Origin of the sequence: Sphingomonas sp. TREG-RG-20F-R18-01, from assembly GCF_022662475.1 — a bacterium.
Classification (GTDB): domain Bacteria; phylum Pseudomonadota; class Alphaproteobacteria; order Sphingomonadales; family Sphingomonadaceae; genus Sphingomonas.
Map to the genome: position 1 here is coordinate 13,214 of NZ_JAKNQQ010000012.1, position 26,606 is coordinate 39,819.

Below are 26,606 nucleotides of genomic sequence, written 5' to 3' on the forward strand. Positions count from 1 at the left end.
GTTGGTAAAATGGGAGAACCCCAAGCGGTTCGGGTCATTCGTAGCGGGGACGCTCGGCCGGATAGGCGAGAGGGGGCCAGCCATCGTGGACGCGGGCCTCGAAGCGCCCAGCGGAGAGGACGCTGCTGATCGGCCGCGCGTGGTCGCCGGTGTTCCAGTCGCGATCGAGATGCGCCTGAACCTCGATCGACATTCGCGCGGCACGGTCCTCGTGACCGTCGGGGAAGGTGACCCCGAAGGCGGTCAGCACCGGATCGGTGCAGAGTTCACCGGCGTCGTACCACCAGCCACCTTCCTCGGGGCCGCCATAGAGCCGTTGGGTGAGGTAAATGGCAACGCTGCGCATGATGAAAATCCTTTCTCGACCAGGAGCCAAAAGCTCATCTGTCCAAAGGACGCCTCCCCTCCGGGCGGCTTTTCAGTCGATCACGCGCCAGCCAGCGGCGATCCAGCACTGGCGGTTGGGCGCATATTTCGCGACGGTGGCGAGGATGATCTTGCGGGGCGGCGTAGCCGCACCGGCATCGAGCTGGCTGCCGGCGATCGCAGCCGCATCAGCGGCGCGCGCTGGCCAGCACTCGTCGGCCGTCAGCATGGCGAATGGGAAGTCGGTTGCGCCTTCGACGACGAATTGCTTGATGATGGCGCTAGGCATGGGGCCGGCTCCTTTCGAGCGCGTCGGTCGCGCGATGGAAGTCGTCGAGCCAGCGCCCCATGGAGGCGCGTTGCTCGACGGGAAGCGCGGCCTGGACCGCCTGGAAGTCGAGCAGCGCCAAAGGCGCGGTCCGGGTGATGTGATCGATCTCGGCCGGGGGAAGGAGGCCGCGTTCGCGGATGAACTCGGTGATACTGCCGGGGCGCGGCGTAGCGCCGCGACGGCCCAGAACCGGTTTGCGCCAGAGACCGTCGACGTTGCGGAGGCGCGGCTTGGCGCGTGCCTCCATCAGCACGATGACGCCCAGCTCCGGAATTGAAAGCTCGAGCACTTCGTCGGGTTTGATGCTGCCGCAAAAAAAGCAGCTCGATTTGGGCGGGACGGGCAGGCCGGCGCGCGCAATGCGCGCCTCGCATTCGGCGCGAGACCAACCCCATTCCCGCAAAGGGTAGCGATAGGCGTAGCGAGGATCCTCGCACCCGATCGCATGGCGGTAACGCTGCGTGTCGCGTCCCGAGGCGTCATAGCCGATCAGCTTTACGACGCGGTCGCCTGCGTCCCAGCAGCGGCGCGCCGGCTCCCACTTTGCAGTCCACGCATCTTGCGGGGCCGCCTTCCATTTCTGCGAACAGGACCCCCCACCAAAGACCACGGAGGGCAGGGTGGCGTTGGTCAACATGTTCTCGGCGATGCCCGCATAGGGCGGCCAGTGCTTGAAGTTGTGGGGCTGGTAGCGGACGATCTCGGACGCGATGCCGCGCTCTGCCATCCACGCTCGAAACAGCGGGATAAAGGCATAGGTGTTCGACTTCTCGGCGCCGAGATCGGCGAAGAGAACCATATCTAGGGGCTCGCCGCGTTCGGCGAGCTCGACGATCATGGCGGTGGAATCGACGCCGGCGCCCCAGGCGGCGATGACGGGCGGGCGGTCAGCCATTGGCCGCGTCCCTGACGACGATCGCGGCGTGGACGATGCGGTAGGCCCGCTTGCGGAAGGCCGGGATCCGGCAGATCGCCAAGCTCTCCGGGTCGCGGAAAAGTGGCGTCTTGCCCTTGGGATTGGCGACGACCTCGAAGCGGGCGCGGTCGCTGCCATCGCTGAAGCGCATGGGCTCATCGAAGATGATCGTCTGCCCGGGCTTCGGTGTCGGCTTGGCCTGCTCCAGCTTGCGTCGGATCAGATTGGCGCGGCAGCGCGCGCGCCAATCCAACGCGTACTCGCTGTCAGTCGCGGTCAGCTCGTCTAGGATCGCGGCGGGGCACTCGCTTTCGCATGGCCCCATATGTTCGGTCATGTCTTTGTACCCAAAGACGTGACCGTCGGTCGATCGCCGGTTGTGCTTGGTCAGGCACACGACGGCGAAGACCTGCCGGTCGCCGTTCGCCTCGATGCGTTCGCACGCGGCGTAATAGGTCGACGCGACCATGGACGAGGCCAGCACGGTGAGACGGTGATCGTCACGCGCGTAGGTGAACTGGTTGTCGAGATAGGAGCGCGGGACGGCTTAGCCGTCCATATCGCGCATAAAGAGCCAACCCATGACGGTTCTCCGGATTTGGTGGGATCAGGCGGCAGCGGCGAGGCGCGGAGCGCCCATGCCGATGGAGGCGGTGAGACGACGCTGGAACGCCGGGGCGTCCAACAGCTCGGCGATCGGCGCGCGGTGAACCTGTCCTGCGTGTTCACCCGCGCGGCAGCGATTAAACGTGATCTCGCTGTCGGGGAGAAAGCTGCGAGGCACGACGCGGATCGACAGATCGGCGTGGCGCAACTCGGTCGTGCCCTCGTCCTCGTCGCGGCCCATCACCGTATTGATACGGGCATCATCGGGATCGAGCCCGATCGCCTCGGCGAGACGGGCGAGCGCGCGACGCACCTGATAGTGGAAAGTGCGTTTGGCCGCAGGGTCGCCGGCGACAGAGTTGCCGGCGATGTCGAGCAGGGCAGGGGCGGCGATCGCCGCCATACGCTCCTCGGCGCAGCGTATGCGCAGATCGTTCGCGCTGGGCGCGTCACGGTCGGCGACGTCGGCCAGGTTGCGGATCAGCAGAAGGACTGCAGCGTCCCGGTCGAGCGGCTTGCCGGCACGCCGGCAGTCGTCGACCGCGGCGTTGAGGGCGTGGAGCGCAGCCGGCAGCGTCTCCAGGCCCGCGGGGGAGAGCGCCTGATTGTGGCGGTAGATCGTGTCGTAGAGCATCGGACGAACCTCCTGAGCGCCAGGGCGCGCTCAAAAGGCCGAAGGCTTCCTCTCCTCTGCCCTCATAGGAGGGCCCTGAGAGACCTATTTATCGGAGCCAACCCCCTTAGATTTAGCGATATTCAGAGCGGAGCGATCAGCGAGACTCATCTCGTCCGTGATCTCGACCGTCTCCAAGCTAACCCTGACTACCTTCGCGAGGAGATCAATCATTTCCTCCTTGTAATCAGCGAACGCGTAAGTGTTGAACATTTTACCGATCGTTGCGTCCCGAGGCTTCTTCCCCTTATGCTGCTCAAGTACCCAATCGATTGCTGAGCGGTTTCCGAGCCGATACTTCCATGCCTCCGAAGGGATATCATCAATGCGCGTGTCAGCATCGATGAGAACGCGACCTTCCTCGGGACTCGACTTCAAAACCGGCTTCGGATGTGAACCTTCAGCCCTTCGCGCGGCGGTCTCCTTCCGATTTAATGGCCACGGGTCTATGGCCTCGTAGCCAATATGAAGCGCCATTAGGCGCTCACCCCATGCTGCCCACTTTAAGGAATCGGGATAGAATGGGATTCTTGGGAACTCCCGCTTAAGATTTTGCGCGTACGTCTCTCGGTAAAGTGGGTCATGTAGGACTCCGTATATATATTGGAAAATAGCGTCTTTACTGGACGCCTTCCTACCGTACTGTTTGACGAATTTGTTTCTCGCCCAATCTGTAATGTTGTCGATCTGCTCTCCGTTCTTATCGAACCGGTAACGTGCAACGGCTTGAAAGCCGTCCGAGCTCGCGCAGACATGCAGATCCCCCACGGTGTCGACTGCGAGAGCGGAAAACTGACTGCGCCCACCACGGTCTGTGAAGAAAAACGCCTTATTGCCATGGTCGCTTCGCGGGAAGATGTCCGGTATTTTATACAGCGACCAATTTAGGTCAGAACTATAATAATAATATTTCTTGTTGAACGGCCTATAAAGAGACCGAACGAAGGCGGCATCATCAACGGTCAGAATCTTGCGCGCTTTAGCATATGTTCTTAAGTCAGATGACCATTTTATAGTACCGTCGAAATTACCGGATATATCGACATTTCGATCAATAGGAAGTGAACGCACGGTCTGATTATAGGTATCGATATAGAATCCCAACTTTTCCTTCAGATGCGACAGAGAGTAGTCATAGACCCACTCATCCTGATTAGAGACCGTGCCGAAGGACGACATTGAGAATATGGCCGGGTCATTGCGCTCGGCAGCAGATCCGCTGAGTTTAGCCGCCCACGATCGGCAGAAATGTCTCCCAAGCGCTGCCTTGGTTTTGGTTCAGCCAATCACCAGCGGCAGTCGGCGTGATGGTAGTGAATCCCTCGTCTGTAAGTTTGCAGCGCGCTATGAAGGACCGCTTATCATCATCCCGTTTGTAATCGTCGACCGCCAGATAATGCAATTTGAAAGCCTGCTTCTCTTTACGACGCACAAGTAAAGTGATTGCAACACCCACCTTGATCTTGTCTTCAAATATATTGCCGCCCTCGCGGCGCCGCTGCTCGCCGCTGCGTCTCGCATTTCCCTTCAGGTCGACTACCCAGGCTTCACTGAAATCCTTAGCGATACTTTTGTGAAATCCATCAAATGTGCAAGTCTCAAGAAAGCTATTATTTGTAACAAATGCGACAAGCCCTTCGTCGCCTAGACGATCACTTGCCCATCGAAAGAAGCGGGCGTACATATCATAAAGCTTGGTTTTCTGTGCGACAGACGTCTTTATGTAAGTGTTCTTGATTATTGTATCGATATGCGCGTAGGCGCGGTTTTTGTTATTATCGTTTTCATTTTGCTGATTAGCGTTATACGGGGGTTCCCGATAATCACGCTTATCTTTCGTCTATTTTGGCGCTTGATACGCTCTATATTTTCGTCGGTTAGCGTGCCGAGCAGGTCGAATTGGTGTCCAGAATGTATGCCGAGTGCGTCAACATTATCGAGCGTATCAACGAAACAGAGATTTTCGAACTCTGCGAATTCACCAACGATAGATTGATAGGTGGCTTCGATGTTTAGATTCGCGACATAATACGGCAGAATCCACACTTCGTTAGCGTGGAGTTCCTCAGCGTATTTATGCCTTAACTTTTCCTTGTTACCGCGAAAGTGTTCGAGAAGCTCGACTATGAACGTCCCTGTCCCGGTCGCAGGGTCTAAGATCTCCACACCTCGGTCGATGAGATTCTTATCGAAATGTTGCTCGCAAAGCCAATCCGCAGATCGGATCATAAACCGAACGATTTCGCCCGGTGTGTAAACAACGCCGAGCCGATCGGCCGCCTTAACGTTATATACCTTATAAAATTTCTCGTAGAGGCCTTTTAAAAATCCTTGCTTTTCCGAGTGACTTTGAATCACGGCAGCAGTGGCGGCAATTCCAGAGTAGTACGGAGAAAGCGCCCTAAGCAGAGTCGACTTCTCGCCGCGAGCGAAGAGCTTTTCTTCAAGTATTTAAAGTTCAGACGCAACATTATTTTGCCGGTGGAAGTCCGGGTTGTCAAATACCTTTGCGAATATGTCCTCTGTTAAAATATGCTGGATTAACATCTCTTGGACGTCGGCTTCGTTGACAGCTGGATTGATTGCATCTTGAGCATGTCTAAGTAACGCTTTTTCCGCCTTAGAGTCCGTTTCGAATCTCATGCGTAACGAGCCAATCGTCGGATGAGCATCATGGCTGAGGCGGCATAAAGGAAGGCGGTTGCGGATCGGATGGTCTGCTCAAAGTCCTTGGCGAGGCGTCGGTTGCGATTGAGCCACGCGAATGTCCGTTCGACGACCCACCGTCGCGGATGCGCGACGAAGCCGGTCTGATCGGCGAATTTGCGCACGATCTCGATCCCGATTGACGTCGCCATTGCGACCCGAGGACTGGAATATGCACTGTCGGCATAGGCAAGCTTCACGAACGGGTGCCGACCGCGGGACAGCTTGAGCAGGGGCACGGCGCCGTCGCGATCCTGCACGTCGGCCGGATGCACCAGCAGTTCGAGCGTTCGGCCATCAGTGTCGACCATGGCATGACGCTTTCGCCCTTTGATCTTCTTGCCCGCATCGTAGCCGCGCGGGCCGCCGGCCTCGGTGGTCTTCACGCTCTGGCTGTCGATCACGGCTGCCGAGGGCATTGGCTCGCGCCCAACCCGGGCACGATCCATCTGGACGAGGTGGTGGTTCAGGCTTTCGAACGCGCCTGCGTCGCGGAGTTCGCCGAACCAGCGATAGACGGTGCGCCACGGCGGGAAGCTATCGGGCAGAAAACGCCAGGGACAGCCTGCCCTCAGCACATAGAAGATCGCGTCGAGCACCTCACGCCAGTGCCATCGGCGGCGTCGCCCTCGCTCGCAAGGCTTGGGCAGCAGCGGTGCGACGATCGCCCACTCCGCATCGGTCAGATCGCTTCCATAGCGCAGCCCTGCGCGGCTATGCAGCGCACGGGCGGTCGGGTTCCACATGATGTCTTCCAGGTCTGGTCTCGCAACCGCCCGGAATCACATCGAAGCTCGATCGTCCACCGTTACACTACCATTCTGACACGGCCTCTAAGCGAAAGCGGGTGATCCTATCAGCTTTTTAGCGATGAGATCGCGGAGGGCTTCCAGAACGGCTGGCAAGTCCTGAGCGAACTGACGAACTGCTTTGTTAAAGTCGGCAATCTCCTGCCTTTCATGGCTGAAGAACCGATCCATGAGGCCGTAGAGGGCCTCTGTGTCTTCCATCGAAACACGGGACACCTCACGGCCATCTTGTAAGAGGACGGCTGTGTGGTCGTCTGAGTATATGATATTGTCGCGAGGATAGCCTTTTCGCGTCTTCGCGGCAATCTCGGCGTCTAAATCGTCATCGGCGTCCTTGGCTTCCCAATAGCCAAAGGGCACTCGCAGAGCATGAAGCAATGCTCCATCAAGGTAGATACGGTTCTTCTGAGGGGTAACGATGTCGTGTTCAGGGACGAACAGGAGATCGTTGGTACGTCCCCATCCCTTCAGTAGATCCTTGAATGCTTCACGAAGCACGCTCTCGCGTCTGCTACCTGAAACTGCTCGTAGGCGGTCAAGATCCGCGCGATACTCATTAATCAGATGCCGGCTCAAACCAATCCCCACAGAGCCAGGTGGCCCGAAGCCGAGGCTAGCAGCGTGTCCTTTTTTTGTCAGCTTCTGTCGACTGCGGCCCCCCGACCGATCGTCGTGCCCCGTGATTGGTTGGATTCTGGCCATCATAACGGCCCTGCATTGTCGCCGAAAGCGCCGGCAGGGAGCGTCCAACGATCCGCCACGATTGAGAGACGCCACGCTGGATCGTCGGCTTGAGCGAGTTCGTCGGGATGGAGCAAAGCAGCCGGAAACGGGGTGCCGCGATCGGCGAGCTGCATGATGCTGAGCGCGCGATGGATCGTCTTTCCACTCGCCGCCTCGCGGGCGGCAACACGCTGGAAAGCCGACGGGAAAACGAGCCGAAGCGTGGCCCACTGGTCGGGCGAGCCAAAAATGCACGCGCGACACGACAGTCGGCCCCATCCCAGGACGTAGGCCGGATGGGGCCTAATTCCCGATCGCGAGAGCACGTCCCAGACTTCGCCCTCGATCCATCCATGAACCGGACGCCAATGGTCAACGGCGCGGGTGAGGGTCGACGTGCGATGCGGCTCGAGCGTCGCATAGCGCGCACGCGAGGGACTTTCCTCGGCGCGCTCGCCGGTGATGACGAGCGTGCGGCCGTCGAGGAACCGCGATTGATTCCGGATCGCGGCCGCGAGGACGTCGATCTTCAGCGCGGGGCTGCACCAGCGCACCCGAAGATCGGGAGACGTTTGGGGAAAGAGCCCGCGCGTGCCGGCAGGGCCGTTACCTCCGGCACGGCCGATGCCGGTTGGAGTCTCGAACGCAATCGGCGCGGTCGGCGCGTCGTCGCGCGCCAGCTCGCGCGCGAAGCCGCCCTCGCGCCACGAGACGTAGAGCGCGATGCCGAAATGCTCGGCGATCGCGCGGACATAGCCGGGCGTGCAAGGCCAATCCATGAAGGTCGGGCCGTGGCCATCGACATCATGATGGTGCAGCTCAATGGCGTGCGAAGGCACGCCGAGGCTGAGGAGGTGCAGGAGGGCGGCAAGGCTGTCCTTGCCGCCACTGAACGCCACGACGAAGCGCCGGTAGGCGCCTAGGTCGAGGCGGGCGTCCTGCCCGGTCATGCTGCTTCACGGATCTGATCCTCGGACTCGGCCGAGACGTCGAGACCCGTCGCGCGGAGCAGGTAGCCGGCTGCGGCTTCGGCTTTGGCGGCTGCGGTCATGATCGCGCGGCTGTCCTTGCGCAGGACCTTCAACCACGAGCCGATATACGCGGCGTGGTCGTCCATGTGCGAGGTCGGCAGGCCCAGATCAGCACCAAGTAGCGCGGAGGTCATCTCGGCGCACAGCTCCTCGAAGGCGTAAGCGTCGTCGCCGAACCGTGTGCCGAAGGTGCGATCGAGGCGGTCGGGGTGGCCACTCCAATGGCCGGCTTCATGGGCGAGGGTCGAGGCCCAATACGCGCAGGTCGAGAACAGTTCCACGGGCGGCATGGTGATGCTGTCGGCGATGCGGTCGTAGAACGCGCGATCGCCACGCATCTGGACCTTCGCCGGCAGTGCGTCGATGAAGCGCTGCGCGCGGTCGGGGAGCTGGTCAGCGGGAGGAACGATGCTGACCGGGCTGGGGTAGTAGTCCGGCGATAGGCCGTCAATCTGGTCGCAGTTGAACACCGCGTAGGAGCGCAGCACGCGGCGCATCTCGTCTGTGGTGTCGCCAGTCACGACCGATTCCACGGTCTTGCTGTAAGATTTGTAGAAGATGGCGATCTGAGAGCGCTCGCCCTCGCGGACCTGGCCGCCAAGGGCCTGCGCCTGCTTGTACGTCATCCAGGTGCGCGAGTTGTAGCCAGCGCCCTCGGCGCACAGCCACAACCAGAAGCAGTTTATGCCCTTGTAGGGGTCGCCGGTCGCGCGCAGCGGACGGCCGCCAAGGCCGGGGCGCCACGGTTTGACCCAGGGGCGCACGCCCGATTCCAGCTTGTCGATGATGGTGTTGGTGATGATGTCGGCAGGCGACGGCTTGTCGTTGGTCTGTGCCACGATCGTTCTCCTGATCTGGTTGAGGCAACCCGCGTCAGCTTTCTCCCCTCTGGAGAGGGCGGTGCCGGGTCACAAAAAGAGGGGCGACACTCGCGAAGAGTGCCGCCCCCAGTCGCCTCGAACTGCGTGGGAGGGAGGGGCTAGGCCGCCTCGCTCAGATGCTGGCCGTTCTCCTGATCGTTGTCGCTACCATCATCGTCGATGTCGTCGCCGGCGTCGGTTTCGGCATCGACGTCGGTGTAGGTATCCTCGTCCTCGTCGGGGTCCGTGCCGCTGTCGTCGTCGACGAAGCTGGAGCGGAGCGCCGTCCTGGCGGGTTTCTCAACGGCGTCGAAGCGCATCGCTTCGGGCAACCAGGCGGTCGCCTTCTCGCGGATCTCGGCCTCAACGATGCCTTGGCCGTTGCACAGCGACGCACAGGTACCGGCAAGGTCGCCCTTCTTGGCGTCCTTGTAGCGGCCGCGCAGGATCGGCCCGCCAATCTCCTCGAGCGCGTCGAGCATGATGCCCTTCTTGACCCGGCCGAAGAAGTTTTCGGCGGTCGGGCGCCACCAATTCTCGACCTGGATGTCGAGAAGGCGGCCGAGATGGTCGTGGAAGCCGTTGCTGCGGTACCCCTCGGCGACGTTGAGCGTGGGCTCCAGCGTGCGCGCGATCGAGTATGCCACCCAGGCGCCCCGGGCCTCGTCGTCGAGCGCCCGGAAAGCGTCGAACCGCTCGGTCATGGTCTTGTGGCCGGCCCAGCTCGTGTCCAGGCGCTGACGCTGGTCGTCAATGGTCTGCGACGCCATCGAACCCTCGTCGCGGAAGGCGACGATCGGGAAGGCGACTGCGCCCGACTTCAGGGTCGAGTGATTGGGGATGTGGCTCTGCTCGAACACGACATTCTGAGCCATCAGGAAGATGGTCAGGTCGAGCGCCATCGAGGGGTCGCTGGCGAGGTGGGCGACGAGGATCTGGCGGCGCTGGGTCGCCAGTTCGTCGATCAGCGTGGCGCTGAGCTTCGGCCCCTGATCGGAGTCCCCCGCATCACCGTCACCGGCTGCGCCGCCCGACGCCTTGGGCGGTGCGTTGGGGTCCACGACCGGCTTCTCGCTGAACAGGCCGGTGTGAACACGGGGCTCGCCGTCACCGCCAATATAGACGAACGTGCCGACCTGCGCCTTCACCGCCGGATCGATCTCGTGACGGGCATCGTCGATCGTTTCCAGTTCGCGTTCGATCGCCTCGATACGCGCGTTGGCGGCTTCGGCCTCGGTGCTGCCATCGGGGAGTTCCTGCTCAAGCTGGTCGAGCAGGGCGTCGTTCTCGGCCGACAGCGCCTCGACACGCGCGTTTTCCTCCTCGGTGAGCGCACGCGTGGGGGCGTGAAACTCGTGAAGCTGGTTCGCGACGTCGTAGGGGACGTGCGTGGCCGCGATCGGGGTGACGAAGGCGAGGCCCTCGGCCTGCGCCAGTTCGGCCGCGGCCGCTTCGAGCTTCTTGGCCGCGAGCGTCTCGATCAGGTCGACGTCGATCCAGTTCTCGTCGCCCTCGGTCGCGAACAAGTCGCCCTCGATGCGACCGCCCGCGGCGACATAGGCATCGCGACCGACGAAGCGGGCCTTGGCGTCGTTCGCCTTGACCGTGCCGTTGAGGATGGCGCGCCGGATATTGTCGGGGTTGTCGCCGTAGTACGAGCTGTTCATCTGGGTGAACACGCGGGCCTGCCGGTCGACATCGGTGGTGACGGCGTATGCCTGGGCGACGCCGAGCGTGATCTCGCCTGCGGCCAGCGCCTCGAAGACGCACGGTGCCAGCTCGGCAAGGCGCACGCGCTGCTCGACGAAGCGGGTGGTCACGCCCTGACGCTTGGCGACGTCGTCGGCGGTCATACCCTTCTGGATCAGGAAGTTGAACGCGGTGCATTCGTCGGCCGGGTTCATCGGCACGCGCTGGAAGTTCTCGGCGAGGCTCGCCTCGATCGAATTGTCGTCGTCGCTCAGCACGAGGACCGGGACGGTGTGGTCAGCGGGGAGGGTGCCCTGCTCGATCAGGAGCTGGAGCGCGCGCAGGCGGCGACCGCCCGCCTTCACGGTGAACGTACCCGCCTTCTTGAGCGGGGTGACGATCAGGTTCTGCAACAGCCCCTGGGCTGCGATGTTGGCGGCGAGGGTGTCGATGCCGGCATCGCGGTTCGACTTGCGGACGTTTTCCTTCGAGAGCGTCAGGTTCTTGACCTTCACGGACTGGATCATCGGTCATACTCCATTTGGGGATCAGCGCAGCCGTTCCGACGGTCACGCAAGCCTGCTCATCAGGCTCAAAAAGCCGAAGGCTCCCTCCCCTCCCTTTGATCGAGCGGGGAGGAAGTCCTTGGTTCGTCAGGCGGTGATGCGGTCGATCACGGTCGCCGCGGTCGCGACGGGCACGAACATCCGCGTCTTGTGCTGGATGATCTCGGTGAAGCAGCCGGCCGCCTTAAGCTCGGCAAGCCGCGTGTGCGGCCAATCGAGCAGTTCGAGGCGCTGCTGACCCGCGACCAGGCTGCGCTTCAGCCGGTACGCGCCCACGGCCGCGATCTCGCCGCTCGTGATGACGTGCTTGGCGGTCTCTGCCCCCGACACCGTGATGGTCGCCGCGATGCCGAAGGCGTCGGCGAGTTTCGAGACAAGCGGGGCAGGCACGATGCGGCCCAGGAAGGACTCGCCGTCATCGGTGTTGAGACGCCAGACCTGGACGTGATCGTCGGGCAGGCGGTCCCAGACGGGAAGGAGCAGGCCAGTGACGAGGTATAGCGTGCTGGTTCGGGTCTTGCCCGACATCTCCTCGACCTCGGCCTGCCACAGCGCCGAGAACTGCTCCTCGCTCGCCTCCTCCCACATCGTCTCGACGAGAAGATCCTGCCGCATCCGCTCGCTCCGGGTGGGGCGAACCAGTTCGTAGCGGCGCACAATCTCGCCATCATCGTCGGTCAGCGAATAGGTGCTGCACCGGATCGCGGCCTTGCCCGACTTCCGGTTTACCATCGGCCGTGCATCGTCGCCGAGGATCCTGAGCGCGGAGGCGAGCGCGAGCGGTTTGTAGCGTTCCTCGGTTTCGAGCCGGAGTATCTCGGTCTCGGCACCGCTGGTCTGGTCGCGCCGGATGACGGTGCGGTCGAGGATGGTGATCCGCTCGGCGTTGATGCTCTCGACGCCAAGATCGAGCGTGCCGGCTTCCTTGGCCGCCTCGATGCGTGCCTCGGTCAGCCCGAGATACTCGTCGAAGATCGCGTTCTGGAGCGCGATGCGCAGCGCCAGGATGCGGTTGAGCCAGCGCTGGATGGGCGGCAGGTCTTCCTTGAGGCCGCCACCTTCGCCCTCCAGCTCGAGGCCGGTGAGCTTCTGGAACTGGTCCAGCGTGGTCGAGCGCAGCTTGCCATCGGCGAGCAGCCGGAACCACTTTTCCAGGGATTCTTTGGCATAGTCGCTTTCAAGGTTGTCGCGCGGATCGAACAGGCCCTGTCCGCCCGTCTGCCGCTGGCCGCGCGTCAGCGCGCCAAGGCTGTCGAGCCGGCGCGCGATCGTCGAGATGAAGCGACGTTCGCCCCGGCAATCGGTCGACACCGGCCGGAACAGCGGCGCGGTCGCCTGATGGGTGCGGTGCGTGCGGCCGAGCCCCTGGATGGCGGCGTCAGCGCGCCAACCCGGCTCGAGGAGATAGTGGTTACGACGGGTCTGGTTCTCAGCAGTAAGGCTCGCGTGATAGCTGCGGCCGGTGCCGCCTGCGTCAGAGAAGATGAGGATCTTCTTGGCGCCACGCATGAAGGCGTCAGTTTCGGCGAGATTGGTGCGCGGGCTGCGGCTCTCGACGCGCTGGCGACCGTGCGCGTCCATGATGACGCGACGGCTGCGCCCCGTCACCTCGGCAACTGCGTCGGTGCCGAAATGCCCGATGATATGATCGAGGGCGGAGCCGACGACGGGGAGCGCGCAAAGCTGCTCGACTAGGTTGTCGCGCATTTCGAGCGCTTCCTGGCTGAACACGGGGCGGCCGTCCTCGTCCGACATCGGTTCGGAGCGCGTCTTGCCGGTGTCGTCGACATAGGTTTTCATCTGCCGGACCGGGAAGGCGGCCGTCAGATACGACATGACGAACTCGCGCGGGGAAAGCTCGATGTCGAGGTTAGCACGCTCCTCGACCGTCAGCGCGGCAAGTGCGCGGTTGAGCATCGCCTCGGACGTGGAGACAAGCTGGATCACGACGCTCTCGCCGCGATCGAGGTCGGCACGGATCGCAGGGATCAGCGCGGGCAGTTTCATGCCGATCAGGAGCTGGCAGAAGAACCGCTGCTTGGTGGACTCGAAGATCGACAGTGCGGCCGCCTTGGCGCCGCTGTTATAGGTGTCCTTCGAGAAGCTGTCGGTGACGCGGGTCGCGTCCAGCGCGGCGCGCAGGTTCGCGTGGATGATCGCCCATGCGTCGGCATAGGCATCGTACACCTCGATCTGGTCGGGGGTTAGGTTGTGATTGAGGATGTCGTACTCGACGCCGGCGAAGCTCAGCGCGCGAGCGACATAGAGACCCTGCATCTTGAGGTCGCGAGCGATCAGCTCCATCGCCGCGATCCCGCCACGGCGCAGGGAGTCGACGAAGGTGCGGCGATCAGCGAACGCCGTGCTCGGACCCCAAAGGCCGAGCCGGGTGGCATAGGCAAGGTTGTTGACGTCGGACGCGCCAGTCGCGGACACGTAGAGGACCCGGGCGCGGGGCAGGAGGTTCTGCAGGCGGACGCCGGCGATGCCCTGGTCCGATCCGTCCTTGGTGCCGAAGCGGCCTTCGCCGCCTGCGACACCGGCCATCTCGTGCGCCTCGTCGAACACGACCATGCCGTCATAATCGTCGCCGACCCATTCAAGGATCTGCTGGAGCCGGGTGCCCTTGTCGCCGCGATTGGAGCGCAGCGTCGCATAGGTGAGAAAGAGGATGCCCTCGCCGGCACCGATGGGGGTGCCGAGCTTCCACTGATTGAGATGCTGGATGTCGAGCGCGAGACCGCCCACGGCGGTCCAGTCGCGACGCGCGTCTTCGAGCAGCGTCTCGGTCTTCGAGATCCAGATGTGCTTGCAGCGACCGCGCAGCCATTGGTCGAGGATGATCGCGGCGACCTGACGGCCCTTGCCGGCGCCCGTGCCGTCGCCGAGGAAGAAGCCGGTTCGGTAGGGACGGCCTTCCTCGTCGGGCGTGAGTGAGAGCCCTTCCTCGACCGGCTTGAACCGGCCGGGAATATCGCGCTCGAAAGCGTCGCCGGCATAGATCAGCGTCTCGAGCTGTGCGTCGGAAAGCGTCTTCGCGTCGACGACCGACTGCGAGAGGGTAGGGACGTAGGACGGCCTTGGCGCGGTGATCGAGCCCATGGCGATCGATTCCACCAGCGCGGTGGGATGGGCGGACGCGCACGCGATCGCTATCCGGCTCGGCCGATAGGGCAGGTACACGCCGACGGATTCGCCGGTCGGGAGCGGATCGGTGAACACGGTATAGTCGATGGTGTGCGCGGCCTGTGACGGCGCCGCTTTCGGAGCAGGGGCGGTCAGGCGCGACTTGCTCAGCGCCCCGCCAAGCAGCGAGCTGCGAACGGCAGGGCGGGCGGGCAGCGACAGCGGGCGGCCCGCAGGCGTGACGGGTAGCGCCGACTTTCCGACGCCGATCGCCGCGAGTGCGTCACCGAGCGACGCGCAGCGGGTCAGCTCAGCAGGTGTGCCGGTGCCTTTCTCCAGCACCATGATCTTCACGGTCTGGCTGGTGCCATGCTTGGCATAGGCGTTTGCCGGTAGCTCGAGGTGCAGCGTCAGCGTGCAGCCCTCGGTCGCCTTCGCCCAGGCGCGGCTTGAGGTGTCAACGCGATCAGGAAGGATCGCGGCACAGCGGCCTCCGGCCGCAAGCCGCATCAGCGCGGCCCGCAGATGCCGGAAGGCGGCGAGCGGGTCCGCATGACGGCCGATGCTGCGCGAGAAGGGCGGGTTGATAAGAACGGCCGTTGGCCGGATCGTCGACGGAAGAAGGTCGTGGATCAGCTCGGCATCGTGGCGGGTGACGTCGACACCGGGGAAGGCGGCTGCAAGCATCTCGGCTCGACCCGGATCGAGCTCGTTGAGGACGAGGCGGGCGCCGACGCGCTGCGCAAAGACGGCGAGCAGGCCAGTGCCCGCAGAGGGCTCCAGAACCAGATCGGTAGCCGCGATCCGGCCAGCCAGCGCCGCGAGATAGGCGATCGGTGCAGGAGTGGAGAATTGCTGGAGTTCGATTTGCTCCTCGCTGCGAACCGTGTGCGTCGGCAGGCTGCCGACCAGTTCGCTGAGAGCGCTGAGACACGCGCCAGGGTCAGCGGGAAGATCGGCCTTCGCAAAGTGCATGACCTCGGCAAGTTCGAGCATGTCGTATGCATCGCGGAGGGACCAGCGGCCGTCGGCCGAAGACCCGCCATAGGCTTGCTCCATGACCCACAGCAGCGTCTCGCGCTGGAGCGATCCGTTCTGGGCGATGGAACACGCGACCGCCCTGGCGGCCGTGATCGACGGTTCGGTGAAATTGAGTTCGAGAGCTGCGGCTGAAGTGCGCATCGTGGGCCTCCGGTCTGTCGCCCGGTGCTCATCACCGGATCAACAAGCCGAAGGCTCCCTCTCCTCTCAATGCAGGGTGTTGGGGTCTGCCTTGGGATCGTGCACCTGAATCGGACCCTGCCAATCGGCCAGTGAGGGCATCACGATCCCGACCCCTTTTCCGGACTGGGTCGGTGCGGCCACAAGAACGGTATATTCCTCAGGGTGGCGGCGGAAATGAAGCCAGCGCGCAAATCTTCCAGCTATGGTGCGGCGGTCACGCTCGACGGCTGCATCGAGCGCCGCGATCGCGCCCAGGGCGTCGCTCAACGCGTTTTTCAGATCGATCGTCGCCACCCCGTCCAGATACATCGGCAGGAACTGGATCGCCTTGACCACGTCCAACATCCGTTCGCTGATCTGGCGTGGAAGATGCCTGTTGCCGGGAACAAGCGCGCGTCCGAGCGCGTGGTTTGCGCGTCCGATCGTCGCGAAGACGTCGTGCGCCCGGTCAGGCTGTCCAGAAAAATCGCCGGGCGGTGTGAAGGCGTTCATGGCGGCTCCTTTGTCGTCTGCCGGGGGGCGGTTGCGTCAGTGGCGATGATGCTGCGTCGGTTCTGCAGCTTTTGGCGAGGGATTACCCGGGCGGGGAAGGTTGGAGAGGCTATATTGCTTCGGCACGAAGAATTGGCCGACGCCGACCAGGAGCAGAATGGCACCGGCAAAGCGGATCAGTCCTTCGAACAGCCGGCGCGTCCGCATGTTGCCGTAAGACTTGAAGATCTCGACGCCGTACTGGTTGCGTCGGTTGAAAGAGGCGCGCGCCGGATACCGCCACATCAAGATCCCGATCAGGATCAAAGCGACGGGGATGATCTTGGTCACGGCTTCGCCTCCACTTAGTTCATGCCGAAGATGCACGAATACCGCACGAAAGGTGCGCTCTCCAGGCATCGTTCCAGTCGTCGTGACGCTCAGGCACGCGGCTGACCAGCTCGCGGCCATGTGCCGTAAGATGGTCGCGTGCCTTGGCGAGCAGCCGATCGGCAGCGCGTCCGCGATCGGCATAGACGATGACGCGGCGTACTTTCTCCGGGATGGCGACGAACGCCAAGCGCTCGACGCCGCCCAGGGCCCAAGTCGGCGTGCCGAACCATTCCATGGCGGACAGGGCGTCCTCGATGCCCTCGGCAAGACCAAGCTCGTCCGTGGCGGGGGCGAGCCGAATGGCCGCGGTGCCGAGCAGGCCCAGCGAAACCTTGGGCTTGGTGATCGGTTTGTGCAGCACGTTCTCGGGATCGAGGAAGGTGCGCTGCACCGCGACCAGGCCGATGTCGTTTTCGACGGCCGCAATCATAGCGGGCATCGTCCGCTTGGTCGGGCCGGACCCGAGGATGGTTGACGGGTTAAAGCGCAGGGCCTTGGGGTAGGGGGCGGATATGCCGCGCGCGAGAAGGTACTCCTCGGCGAGCGTGCCGACGATCGGCTGACTGGCCTTCCACAGCCGGAGCGCGAGAGCACCCATGTCGCGCTTGGGGGTCGCTTCGGGCATCGACATCGGCCCCTTGTCGTGGAGCTTCCGGCGCTGGAGCGCTTTCAGAACCTCGATGGTGGTACATCCGGCGAAGCAGTGAAACAGGATGGCGGTATCGCCGAGCCGGACGCTCAGGCTTGGCGACCCGTCGTCGTGGGCGGGACAGCGGCATTCGCCGCGCGTCCCGCGCCAGACACCGCCGAGCTGCTCGACGATGGTCTTGGCGCGGATCTCAGCGTCGAGCGGAAGACGTGCCATCGGACCTGTCCTGTGGGTTTGTTGGATTTCGGTCATCGATGCCTCCGGAAAACTTGAACCGAAGGGCAATCAGCATCCTCCCCTCTGGGAGGGCCGCAGCGCGAGAACGAGGAGACCGAACGCCAGCCGCTGAATCGGACCGGCCCCGCGTCATCAGCGGGAATGCGGTGATTAGCTGTAGCGGCCCGAGAAAAGGTCGCCGAGCGCGCGCATCCGAAAAGCGTTCCACCAGCGACGCCGACGATGCTCGGCCGCGTCGTGGATCATGTGGCAGCGCTGGCAGAGCGCTGCGAGATTGCGCCAGCGCGGCCCGGAATAGGTCGGGTCGTGATTGAGGTGCGCCGTCGCCAGATAGACGGGCTTGCGCGTCATGCGGATGGCTTCGAGCGGTACGACGTCGGGTGCGTAGCGGAGCCGACGGCCACGGCCGTCTCGCCAGGCATGAATTTCGACGTCCCACCATACGCCATCGGCGCCGGCGAGGAAGGTGACATACCGACCGTGGGGGCGGCGACAATGCTCGCAGCGCCCGCCCGCGCGCATGAAGCGCACGATGTTGCTGATCTCCGGCCAGTCGATCGGATAGAGCCAGCGATGTTCGGGGCGGATCGGCATGGACATGATTCTGAATCATGCCGGACCAGAACGAAAGGAGAAAATCGCCGCGCATCACGCACTCTGCCTCTCGGCGCCAAGCGGCGAGTTGGCGACAGTAGCGATCCTGGGCTGAAGGGACTGAAGCCGTGCGGCGATGTCTGCGTGATCCACCCGACCAGCGGGAAGACGAATTGTGCGATAGCCGGCTGAGGCGGTCATCGCGTCGCGGACGCGATCCCGGATATCGTCATGGCTGCGATCATCCAGCTCGACGAGGGCGAGGATCGCGCCGGAGGTGCGATCCTCGATCACGAAGTCGACGATCTTCTGCGAGAACCTATTGCGTACACGCAGGGTCTCGCTGCGGTTGAAGCCACGCTCGGCTCGAAGAAGCGCCCCATTGATACCTGCACATGGACGCGGGCGTGGGGAAGGACGCGCTCGATGATGGCGCGCGCCGCGCGTTCGCGATCGGTTAGCAGCGGCTTTGCTCGTACCCGTGGGGTGTGCGGGACCAGCCTGGCGATCGCGCTGAGGACGAAGACAACCGTGAAAAATCCGACAATCATGTAGCCGGAGATCGGCGCGAGATGGCTGGCTGCGGTACTCATCTGTCTGCCTCACGCGGGAGGGCTAGGCCGCAGGGCCGCCCTCCCGGCCAGGCGAGGATCGTCACCCGGGAGGGCCGAAACCGCGTTTGCGGGTTCGGTCGCGGCGTTGCCGCGGTAGAGCCGTGCCGCAGGCCGCCCCCGCGCAGCATCAGCTATCCTCGTTTTCGGTCTTCGCTAGCACAGAGAAGGAGTCTGCGATCAGCTCGGTCCGGTAGGATGTGTCGTCCGCCTCGCCATGCTGGCTCTCGCGCACGCGGCCCGTGATATGAACAAGGTCGCCTTTGGCAGCATTATCGACCTGGGAGGCAACATTCGAGAAGCATACGACGCTGTTCCAATGCGTGTCGGTCTTCCATTCGTCGCCGTCGCGCCGATTATAGTTGGCGGCTACGCTGACGTATTTAACCTTCTCACGCGACGTGATCTTGCCGATCCGGCCGATGATCCGGAACTCTGCGATATTCTGGGGCATCATACTCTCCTTGGCTGAGGTGGAATGCTGAAACCGCCCGGTTCATAAAGCGCTATTCGCGCTCCTGCTCGGGATGTTGAAAATGGTATTTCGCGATATTCTCGGGCGTCGCGTAAAGCTGGTACGCTCGCGTCCAGTCGTGACTGATGTCGCGCTGCGCGGTCTGGAGCGGCACCTGATGGGTGCAGACCAGCCGCCACAAGACATAGGCGAGGACGTTCTTGTCGCCCGCGTTTGCTTGGCCCTCGCGGGGCTGGAGCCACAGGTCGTGCTTGTCGAGCGGCGCCCCTCCGATCGAGACCGGGATAAGATGGTCCAGCTCGTAATCGGCCATGCTTTCGCCGGGATGCTGCGCATCCATCATGCGGCGTTTTAACGGGCCGGTGATCGAATAGGCGGGTCGTGCCGCCCGGGCGTAACCCGGGCGGCAGATCGTGCTGTCGATGTTGGCCTGAGTGACGGCGGGGTCGACCGCCCCCGATGTTTCGGGCGGTGGAAGAAGCGCCGCGCGGTTAGCACGGAGCAGGGGAAAGTGAATCGCCTTCGAAATGCCGGCGACCGCATCGCACACCGACCCGTCGTTCGTGGCAGTACAGCCGAGCGCATTGGAACCGGCAGCGCCGTGGTCGAGGGGGGGGCGGTGCCAAAGGACAACCGCAGCGAGTATTGCAGCGCCCCCCAGTATCGCGCGCACTCTCACCGGAAGATCGCTCTTCTACGCGGCACAAAGCGCGGTCCCTTTTTAGAGGGTACGAACTCGTCCGCAGTCAGGCATAGGGCCGGCATAACGTCATTATTGCGATATCAGACAAAAATGACAATACTATTTTATCGAGCTGGAAGCCGCCTTGATTTGCGAGCGCCCTTTGACGAAGGGCGGGCCGGTATAAACGGATCAGCAAGCGCGAGGGCGGCTATTTGAACGCACCATTCAGCCCGCAAGACGATGCAGGTGCGCTCGCGAACCGGATCATGGACGGCGACGATCGGAGCGTTGAGACTAAGCTGCTCGCCGAGCAGGTCGACTGAGCGCCACGCCGCCTCAACAGCGCGATCACACCTGACGAGCGCGGTAGAGGGTTTCGCGGCGATCGCTCCGATCATCGCCCTTCGTCAGTTGATCATCATCCGATTGGCCGAGACCCGTCGGGGGCTCGGTGAAGGGTCCAGCGGAATAGAGCGAGTGTTCCGGCGCCGCCGGAAGACGCCTGAAACCCTGAATCGAAGATGCCAACACCACTCTCAGATCATTGTCGTCTTGAGAGACTTGAGAGCAGGGACCAGCGCTGCAAGCCGCTCGAGTTGGACCACCGGCCGTGCACTTAGGCCCGACGTCACCGCACGGTCGAAGATCGCCACGCAATTCTTCTTCCGGAGTCGGGAGTGATAGACGATCCCGTCGAGCATGGTGGTGTCGTAAAGTTGTTGGGCGAAGGCGCGCGCCTCGTCATGCGCTTTGGCACCCACAATATCCGTCGAGATCCCAAGCTTGAAGCAGGCGTCACCCCGAAGAGACAGCAGTCGCAACGGTCGGGTCGCCGACACCGCACAGACGCCCCAATCCGCAATGTCCGACTGCGCCAATTCGCGGACGGTCTTGCCCTCGAAACGGTCGCGGATGATCGCCTCGGCAATCGATGTAGCGAGGTCCTCGGCGATGTAGAGAAGTTTGAAGACCTTAATCGGGCTGGCGAACCGGGTCTCACCATAGCCCATACCGAGCGGGGTGCTACGCCGCGCCCACGGCGTGACCCGCAGATAGTCGGCCGGCGCGACGCTGCGGGTCAGCGATTGGAGGATCTTGGGGTCGAGCGCCATCGGGCCCGACTAGGCGATTTCGCGGTCGAAGTCCCGTCGGGCGATCGTACTCACTTGATTCTGCTGTCCCGCGCGTAGAGCGTCGATCGGCGTGCGCCCGCCGAGCGCCCCGTGGGGCTGACGCATCCAGAGCCAGGCCGCGCGCGCGTCGGGCGCTACGCTCAAGACGTCATCGATACCCTGAAGCGGACGGCCGTCGATGAATTGATCGAGCGGATAGGCGAGCTTACGCTGGCCGCGCAGCAGGCCGATGACGGCGCCCTGCTTCACCCACGTGTTGAGCGTGGTGCGCTTGACGCCGATCTGCGCCTCGATGTCGCTGGCCCCGCCGACGGGGCCCGCCCAGTCCTCAATAGCTTTGGGGGCGACATAGGCGGCAAGGCGGGCACGCCCCTCGCTCAGGCTGAGCACTTCGCCGAGACCGCTGCCCCGCGTCCGCTCGACCGCCTCATCCTGTGCCGTCTCGGCCGGTATGAACTGAAGCGCGACCTGTTCGAGCGCCGCGCGCAGCTTGTGCTCGCGCGCGACCCCGCGCAGATTGACCGCGGGAAAGCCAGACATCACGTCGACCGCGATCGAGACGATCTTGGCCATGGTCTTGATCTCGGCGGCTGGTGCGCGCGGATTGCGTCCGCGCAGCACGGCCTGCACCTCGTCCATGTCTACCGTCAGCGCCGCTTCACTCATCACCGCCTCCATCCAACATTGATCAGATAGTGCGGATTGAACGGATTGTCCAGCGGCGATCGGACATCAGCGACTGGTGCCCTTGAGTGCTATGTTCGTATGACCATTCACCCTAAGTGCTGGATGGTGGGTGCTACTTCACCAGACACGCATGACCCGTCGGGGTCGGACACTGATGTCCAGTCGCGATCGGACACTTGCGTCCGGGCGGCGACCCTTGATGCGCGCCGAAATCGCACCGATAAAGGTCCCAAGAGGACACGCACCATGAAGATCATCAAAACCCCCACCGGAGCGAAGATCGTACCAACGACGGTCGTTCCGATCACCGCGAAAGGCAAGCCGGATTCGCGAAAGGCCTCTGAGCGCAAGTTCGGGAAGCCCGTCATGGATCTGGGCTTCTGCATCGTGCCGTCGCTCCTGATGTGGGCGCAGGCCCGCCTCGGGATCAACCCGGTCCAGTTCAACATCATCATGCAATTCGCCGACATGTGGTGGGATCCGGAGCGCAAGCCGTGGCCGACCAAGAAGCTACTGTCCGACCGCATCGGCTTGAGCGAGCGGCAGATCCAGCGCCACATCGCCGATCTCGAAGAGGCGGGCCTGGTGCGCCGGATCGAGCGTACGCGCCCGGGGCGCGGCAAGACGAGCAACGAATATGATCTGGCGGGCCTAGTGTCGAAGCTGAAGAAGCTCGAGCCCGAGTTCACCGCCATGAAGGAAGAGAATAGCAAGCGCCGCAAGAATGTGACGCTGCCCAAGCATCGCCAGCAGGCGTAGGCCCTGCGAAGGCGGGTCTCCCCCGTCGTCGCGCCCCGTACAGCGGATAACAGCCTGCGCGGCCGCGCGGGAGAGGTTTCCGGGGCAGAGGGCCAAGGGGCGGGCGACCGTGCATGGTCGCCCGCCACCCCGATAGAGACTGAGAGCCGTTATGTTGGAATTGTTCGATCTTGATGCGCTGGTCGCACGCTATCCCGAAGATGCCGCCATCGCGGCCCTAAAGCCGCTCGTGCGCGCGGCGATCTCGATGTTCTCGGTCGTGAATGATCTGAAACGCGCCAGCGAGATGGTGACAGCCTGCAAGGCGTTGTCGCGGTCGATCAAGGCGACCTTCGTAAAGGGCAAAGCCCCGCGAAGGGACGAGGCGGCGACCGTACAGGCATTGTTCGGGCAAGCCATGCTTCTCTACACCCGCGCTACGCATAGTCGCAGCGAGGGCCGCAACAAGCTGCAGATCACCGCGCATCTCGACCCGGCACAACGCGCGGTGCATGACCGCATCACGGACTTACGAGACCGATATCTGGCGCATTTTGGCGATGCCACGGGGTGGGAAGAGCATCGCGCGGTCTTGGCGTTGGACATCGCGGAGCAGAAGATGGCGCTCAGCTATCCACATTCGAGCACGTATATTCAGGTCGCGGAGGCGGTCGATCTCGAACAGGCACTCAACGTCGCCTGGCCGATCGCGCAGGCGCAATCGGCGAAGGTATCGACCAAGCTCAACCTCACCATCAACGCGCTGTTCGAGACGCATCCGGACTTTGTCGAACAGCTTCGGCAGGCGTGTTTCGAGCCAGCCTCCTTTTTCGACGCCGACGAGATCCAGCCATATCTAGACAGTGTCGGCGCGCTCGATCCCGACGCGCCGACGACCCCACGCATCGGCGGTGTTCGACCGGGCCAGCCGCGACCGCCCGGCGCGGCGCGGTGACTATGACCGAGGAGGATCAGACGCCGCTGCCGCTCTCGACAGCAACTCCTGCGAATGCGGCGGACAGCGATGGGCCGATGACTGCGACCGAACTGCATGCTGCTGTCCACGGATTGCGGTTTCATACCGCGCTCGACTGGTTGGAGACCGCCTATAAGGCCGCTTGTGCGCGACCGACCGAGATGATCGAGCGCGCAAAGCGCCGCGTCGAACGGCTCCAGGAGGATTGGGAGCGCTATGACGTGATGGATCATGACGATCGCGAGGCGCTGTCGGACCATAACGACAGCCTGAGCGGCGACATGAGCGCGGGGATCGTCTCGCTGGCGCTGGTGCGCGAGGCCTTCCTTATTTCGCTGTTTCACCTTTGGGAAAAGCAGATCAAGGATTTCGGCGGCCCGGCAGTCTGCGACAAGGAGGGGCGCTACCATCACGACCGCGCGATGGGGTATTTGCTGTCGCAGAGCTTCCGGGTGTTCCCACGGGAGCTGCAGATCCTGAAATATGCGGCCGAGGTCGCCAAACACAGCGAGGGCCCGTCGGCGCAAAAGCTGCTGGACTTACGGCCAGGTTGCTTCGTCAACGATACAACCGCTGTCAACGTCCATTATGAGCGCCTGATGATCATGCCCCATCATATCGACTTCGCGTTTGTCGTCGTGCGGGTTTCCGGGCCGCCCCGCGGCCTGCTCGACCTGTAAGATGGCAAGAGGCCCGACGGCGCGAGCCGCCGGGCCGTTGAATGCTAACCTCAGAAGGGGACGTCGTCATCCTCATTGTCCTGGGCCGCGCCTTCGCGGTTCTGCCGGGACTTGCCGTAGCTGAGGAAGGTGACCTCGTCGGCGATGATCTCGACACCGTAGCGCTCGACATTCTCCTGGTCGGTCCAGCGGGTATAGTGAATGCGGCCGCGGACCATGACCTTCTGGCCCTTCCCAACATATTCGGCGACCGTCTTGGCCGTGCCGTTGAAGCAGGTGATCCGGTGCCATTCGGTGTCCTCCATCCGGCGACCGTCGCCATCCTTCAGGGTCTTGCCGTCCTGGTCGCGCTTCGGGCGCGAGGTCGCGAGGCTGAACTTGGCGATCCTGGTGCCGCCTTGGGTGGTGGTGGTCTCGGGCGTTGCGCCGACATTGCCGGCGAGAATGACGAGGTTCTGCATTTCGAGGTCCTTTTTCTGTTCGCCGGGGGCTCATCCCCTCGACTGAACACCAAAAAAGAGACGGCCAGGACGACGCCTCCACTGAGCGCATCAGCGCGTAGGGAAACCCCTATCAAAGGGGTGGTGCGGGCAGGCGCAAAGCGTCAACTCGGCCCGAATGATCGCGGGTTGGAGGCGGCGGACGGCCGGATTAGGTCGTTCAGGAAAGAGAGGGGGTGGACCCCACGGGCGGGCAGATCTTTGAGAGATCGGATGCTGGACCTTCTAAGACCGCCGCGTGTATCGCCGCTCAGACTCCCCTCACTCTCTCAGAGTGCCACCACGGCCTTTCTTGCGCGACGTCGCGCTGCGCGGCCATCGGCTCGATGGGATATGGTGATGGACGGTGAGAGAATGTTTGGCCCTGGGCCAGCTTCTCTCGGGTACGATGACGGCCCCCCGGCGACAGGCTGGAAAATTTCCGGTATGTCGTCTCGCCTGCTGGCGGTCAGGAGGTGAGCGCGGCTCGATGAAGCCAAAAGGTGACGAGTTGCCAGCGGCGCGCGGCCACCGCAGCTGATGTGCGGCGAGGCGTCTGTTCGACGCCGCCCAACGCTACCGGTGGGCTCCGCCGAGATCGACAAAATCGGGCATTGATCCTGCGTCATGCCGCAAGAACCGCGCGGATGCACCGGCGATCGGCGTGCTGTCGCGAAGCTTGTAAAGGAGGGCGGCTCGATCATCGGCACGGTCGTCGAGATTACCCGCCGCCTCGATCAGACGATCAGACGCGACGCCTCGCGCTGCTGCGCCTGCCCGCGACTGGCAGCATTGTCGGAGTCTCTGCGCTCAAGGCCCCGGGAAGGGCCTACCGGGCACACAAGTTCGAGCAAGCCGGCGTCGCGATTACCGGATTCGAGCATGTGCTCGAGCTTGGCTACGTTGTCATCGCCAAGCATATGCAGGGGCGGCGTTTATCGCGCGGCCTCGTCGAGGAGATCGCGGCCGACCTCAGCCAACGGACTTTCGCGTCGACCGATAGTAATACCATGAAGCACGACCTTGCGGGGTCCGGCTTCACGCAATTCGGCGCGCGTGGCAGGGCCAGAAAGGCATGCTCTCACTCAGGACTTTGGTGCCGCTCGCTGAAGGCGACATCCCCGATCGCCAATTTCGATTTTTCGGCCAGTGACTTATGCCACGCGAATTCGGTCACACAGCGGCTTCGCTGACGTCCTCATAAATCTTGAGCTGTTCGTCCGACTTGGCCTCTTCGGTCCCGACTAGCGTTGTTTGAGGGACAATTTTCCGGGTCCGCAGGGTCTGCCGGGCAGTGAACGTCACAAACGTCTGGAGGCGGGGCCGACCTGCCGTCGGGACCTTTTCGCTGTGGAGCGAAATCGAGTATCCAGGCAGGCTATCCTGCTCGGCGACTTTCGTGATCTCAGCGCGTGCATTACGCAGGCGCGCTGCACCACAGCCCATCCGCTGCGCCACTACCTCCAGACCAAGTTCAAAAGATTTGCCCGGCTCGCAATGGAACATCGCCAACTCGTACAAACGCCGCTGAATAGGGGTAAGAGTGAAGTAATCGAGATCGTAGGCGGCCAGCCGTCGATCCCGCAGAACCGCGCGATAAAACCAATCGCAGACCGTGACTTCGATATATTTGACGCGCTTCTCGCCGCGCATGTCTTCGGCGTACATGACGCGAAAGTGATCGAGCCAAGAGAAGTTGTCTTCCTGAATCTCACCGCCGGTCGCGATGTTCGTCTCGATCATCGTATTGCGAAGCCGGCGTAGCGCATCGATAAGATACGCGTAAGACCGCTTACTCGCATTCGACCCAGTAATGCGAAACAGGTCATGCGCGGTGAAACGGATCGTCCGCGCCGGGGTGCCGCCGCGATCTAGCAGATCCGTCATGATGCTCGCGACGTAGAGGAGGATCTCCTTGTCATAGATCGTCGCGATACCGTGCTTGCCGGCCGACAATTCGATGGTCACACCTTCGGCTTGGAAGGTCATCGGCTCGAGCTGACGGGCCTTCTTGAGCGCGAAAAAAGGAAATTCGGCGACCGTGCGCTCGCCCAGAATTTCTCCGAGCAGCGGGCTATCGAGCGTAAACAGGTTGCCTTGAATCTCCATGGGCCGGGCCATCGGGGAACTCCTCGAGCGAGGGTGATGACCGACTTCATCGATTCGATGCAA

Annotated in this window: 29 protein-coding genes; 5 read left to right on the forward strand and 24 right to left on the reverse strand. The window is 62.9% G+C overall.

Going from position 1 to position 26,606, the window contains the following annotated elements:
* Nucleotides 1-34 precede the first annotated feature (34 nt).
* The 18 genes from L8K25_RS19650 to L8K25_RS19735 all read right to left on the reverse strand — a co-directional run bounded on the left by L8K25_RS19650 (nt 35) and on the right by L8K25_RS19735 (nt 17,976).
* A complete protein-coding gene (locus L8K25_RS19650; RefSeq protein WP_242140692.1) occupies nt 35-346 on the reverse strand; it encodes a hypothetical protein in 312 nt (103 codons plus the stop codon).
* A gap of 72 nt (nt 347-418) precedes the next feature.
* Nucleotides 419-655 (reverse strand): hypothetical protein, encoded by a 237-nt coding sequence (locus L8K25_RS19655; protein WP_242140693.1) that lies wholly within the window; start codon nt 653-655, stop codon nt 419-421.
* Nucleotides 648-1,592 carry a hypothetical protein gene (locus L8K25_RS19660; RefSeq protein WP_242140694.1) on the reverse strand — a complete coding sequence of 315 codons (945 nt, stop codon included), beginning with the start codon at nt 1,590-1,592 and terminating at the stop codon, nt 648-650. Before L8K25_RS19660 ends, L8K25_RS19655 begins: the two co-directional genes overlap by 8 nt.
* Nucleotides 1,585-2,082 carry a hypothetical protein gene (locus L8K25_RS19665; protein ID WP_242140695.1) on the reverse strand — a complete coding sequence of 166 codons (498 nt, stop codon included), beginning with the start codon at nt 2,080-2,082 and terminating at the stop codon, nt 1,585-1,587. Before L8K25_RS19665 ends, L8K25_RS19660 begins: the two co-directional genes overlap by 8 nt.
* Nucleotides 2,083-2,220: 138 nt before the next feature.
* Nucleotides 2,221-2,853, reverse strand: a complete 633-nt coding sequence (locus L8K25_RS19670; protein WP_242140696.1) for a hypothetical protein — start codon at nt 2,851-2,853, stop codon at nt 2,221-2,223.
* 84 nt (nt 2,854-2,937) lie between these two features.
* A complete protein-coding gene (locus L8K25_RS19675; protein WP_242140697.1) occupies nt 2,938-4,071 on the reverse strand; it encodes a type ISP restriction/modification enzyme in 1,134 nt (377 codons plus the stop codon).
* A 46-nt stretch (nt 4,072-4,117) separates the two neighbouring features.
* Entirely contained in the window at nt 4,118-4,576 is a 459-nt protein-coding gene (locus L8K25_RS19680) for a hypothetical protein (protein WP_242140698.1), read from the reverse strand.
* Between the two features lie 53 nt (nt 4,577-4,629).
* Nucleotides 4,630-5,250: an N-6 DNA methylase gene (locus L8K25_RS19685; RefSeq protein WP_242140699.1), complete on the reverse strand. Its 621-nt coding sequence runs from the start codon at nt 5,248-5,250 to the stop codon at nt 4,630-4,632.
* 281 nt (nt 5,251-5,531) lie between these two features.
* Nucleotides 5,532-6,344: an IS5 family transposase gene (locus L8K25_RS19690; RefSeq protein ID WP_242140700.1), complete on the reverse strand. Its 813-nt coding sequence runs from the start codon at nt 6,342-6,344 to the stop codon at nt 5,532-5,534.
* 87 nt (nt 6,345-6,431) lie between these two features.
* On the reverse strand, nt 6,432-6,983 hold the full coding sequence (locus L8K25_RS19695; protein ID WP_242140701.1) for a hypothetical protein: 552 nt from the start codon (nt 6,981-6,983) through the stop codon (nt 6,432-6,434).
* Between the two features lie 125 nt (nt 6,984-7,108).
* Nucleotides 7,109-8,080 (reverse strand): phosphoadenosine phosphosulfate reductase family protein, encoded by a 972-nt coding sequence (locus tag L8K25_RS19700; protein WP_242140702.1) that lies wholly within the window; start codon nt 8,078-8,080, stop codon nt 7,109-7,111.
* Entirely contained in the window at nt 8,077-9,000 is a 924-nt protein-coding gene (locus L8K25_RS19705) for a zincin-like metallopeptidase domain-containing protein (RefSeq protein ID WP_242140703.1), read from the reverse strand. The genes L8K25_RS19700 and L8K25_RS19705 overlap by 4 nt, the downstream gene beginning before the upstream one ends.
* 140 nt (nt 9,001-9,140) lie before the next feature.
* Nucleotides 9,141-11,237, reverse strand: a complete 2,097-nt coding sequence (locus L8K25_RS19710) for a ParB/RepB/Spo0J family partition protein (RefSeq protein ID WP_242140704.1) — start codon at nt 11,235-11,237, stop codon at nt 9,141-9,143.
* A 126-nt stretch (nt 11,238-11,363) separates the two neighbouring features.
* Nucleotides 11,364-15,584, reverse strand: a complete 4,221-nt coding sequence (locus tag L8K25_RS19715; RefSeq protein WP_242140705.1) for a strawberry notch-like NTP hydrolase domain-containing protein — start codon at nt 15,582-15,584, stop codon at nt 11,364-11,366.
* Nucleotides 15,585-15,650: 66 nt separating this feature from the next.
* Nucleotides 15,651-16,118 carry a type IV secretory system conjugative DNA transfer family protein gene (locus L8K25_RS19720; protein WP_242140706.1) on the reverse strand — a complete coding sequence of 156 codons (468 nt, stop codon included), beginning with the start codon at nt 16,116-16,118 and terminating at the stop codon, nt 15,651-15,653.
* 36 nt (nt 16,119-16,154) lie between these two features.
* Nucleotides 16,155-16,448, reverse strand: a complete 294-nt coding sequence (locus L8K25_RS19725; protein ID WP_242140707.1) for a hypothetical protein — start codon at nt 16,446-16,448, stop codon at nt 16,155-16,157.
* Nucleotides 16,449-16,467: 19 nt separating this feature from the next.
* On the reverse strand, nt 16,468-17,355 hold the full coding sequence (locus tag L8K25_RS19730; RefSeq protein WP_242140708.1) for a toprim domain-containing protein: 888 nt from the start codon (nt 17,353-17,355) through the stop codon (nt 16,468-16,470).
* Nucleotides 17,356-17,526: 171 nt separating this feature from the next.
* Nucleotides 17,527-17,976, reverse strand: a complete 450-nt coding sequence (locus L8K25_RS19735) for a hypothetical protein (protein WP_242140709.1) — start codon at nt 17,974-17,976, stop codon at nt 17,527-17,529.
* Between the two features lie 225 nt (nt 17,977-18,201).
* Between L8K25_RS19735 and L8K25_RS19740 the strand changes: the two genes are divergently transcribed.
* Nucleotides 18,202-18,525, forward strand: a complete 324-nt coding sequence (locus L8K25_RS19740; protein WP_242140710.1) for a hypothetical protein — start codon at nt 18,202-18,204, stop codon at nt 18,523-18,525.
* Between the two features lie 186 nt (nt 18,526-18,711).
* On the opposite strand, the gene L8K25_RS19745 is transcribed toward L8K25_RS19740, so the two are convergent.
* The 4 genes from L8K25_RS19745 to L8K25_RS19760 all read right to left on the reverse strand — a co-directional run bounded on the left by L8K25_RS19745 (nt 18,712) and on the right by L8K25_RS19760 (nt 21,552).
* Complete coding sequence (locus tag L8K25_RS19745) at nt 18,712-19,035, reverse strand: single-stranded DNA-binding protein (RefSeq protein WP_242140746.1); 324 nt, start codon at nt 19,033-19,035, stop codon at nt 18,712-18,714.
* A gap of 52 nt (nt 19,036-19,087) precedes the next feature.
* Nucleotides 19,088-19,606: a hypothetical protein gene (locus L8K25_RS19750; protein WP_242140711.1), complete on the reverse strand. Its 519-nt coding sequence runs from the start codon at nt 19,604-19,606 to the stop codon at nt 19,088-19,090.
* A gap of 671 nt (nt 19,607-20,277) precedes the next feature.
* The gene (locus tag L8K25_RS19755) at nt 20,278-20,853 is read right to left on the reverse strand and encodes an RES family NAD+ phosphorylase (RefSeq protein WP_242140712.1); all 576 of its coding nucleotides are present in this window, start codon (nt 20,851-20,853) and stop codon (nt 20,278-20,280) included.
* 9 nt (nt 20,854-20,862) lie between these two features.
* On the reverse strand, nt 20,863-21,552 hold the full coding sequence (locus L8K25_RS19760; protein WP_242140713.1) for an antitoxin Xre/MbcA/ParS toxin-binding domain-containing protein: 690 nt from the start codon (nt 21,550-21,552) through the stop codon (nt 20,863-20,865).
* A 255-nt stretch (nt 21,553-21,807) separates the two neighbouring features.
* Between L8K25_RS19760 and L8K25_RS19765 the strand changes: the two genes are divergently transcribed.
* The 3 genes from L8K25_RS19765 (at nt 21,808) to L8K25_RS19775 (ending at nt 23,955) form a co-directional block, all read left to right on the forward strand.
* A complete protein-coding gene (locus L8K25_RS19765; RefSeq protein ID WP_242140714.1) occupies nt 21,808-22,320 on the forward strand; it encodes a helix-turn-helix domain-containing protein in 513 nt (170 codons plus the stop codon).
* A 151-nt stretch (nt 22,321-22,471) separates the two neighbouring features.
* A complete protein-coding gene (locus L8K25_RS19770; protein WP_242140715.1) occupies nt 22,472-23,254 on the forward strand; it encodes a hypothetical protein in 783 nt (260 codons plus the stop codon).
* Nucleotides 23,255-23,331: 77 nt separating this feature from the next.
* Nucleotides 23,332-23,955 (forward strand): hypothetical protein, encoded by a 624-nt coding sequence (locus tag L8K25_RS19775; RefSeq protein ID WP_242140716.1) that lies wholly within the window; start codon nt 23,332-23,334, stop codon nt 23,953-23,955.
* Between the two features lie 50 nt (nt 23,956-24,005).
* Here the strand turns inward: L8K25_RS19775 and L8K25_RS19780 are convergent, their stop codons facing one another.
* The gene (locus L8K25_RS19780; RefSeq protein ID WP_242140717.1) at nt 24,006-24,416 is read right to left on the reverse strand and encodes a single-stranded DNA-binding protein; all 411 of its coding nucleotides are present in this window, start codon (nt 24,414-24,416) and stop codon (nt 24,006-24,008) included.
* Between the two features lie 632 nt (nt 24,417-25,048).
* Between L8K25_RS19780 and L8K25_RS19785 the strand changes: the two genes are divergently transcribed.
* Nucleotides 25,049-25,627, forward strand: coding sequence for a hypothetical protein (locus L8K25_RS19785; RefSeq protein ID WP_242140718.1), 579 nt, complete (start codon nt 25,049-25,051; stop codon nt 25,625-25,627).
* Here L8K25_RS19785 and L8K25_RS19790 read toward each other — a convergent pair.
* Entirely contained in the window at nt 25,608-26,555 is a 948-nt protein-coding gene (locus tag L8K25_RS19790) for a replication initiator protein A (protein ID WP_242140719.1), read from the reverse strand. The two genes, L8K25_RS19785 and L8K25_RS19790, sit on opposite strands and share 20 nt — an antisense overlap.
* Nucleotides 26,556-26,606: the final 51 nt, after the last annotated feature.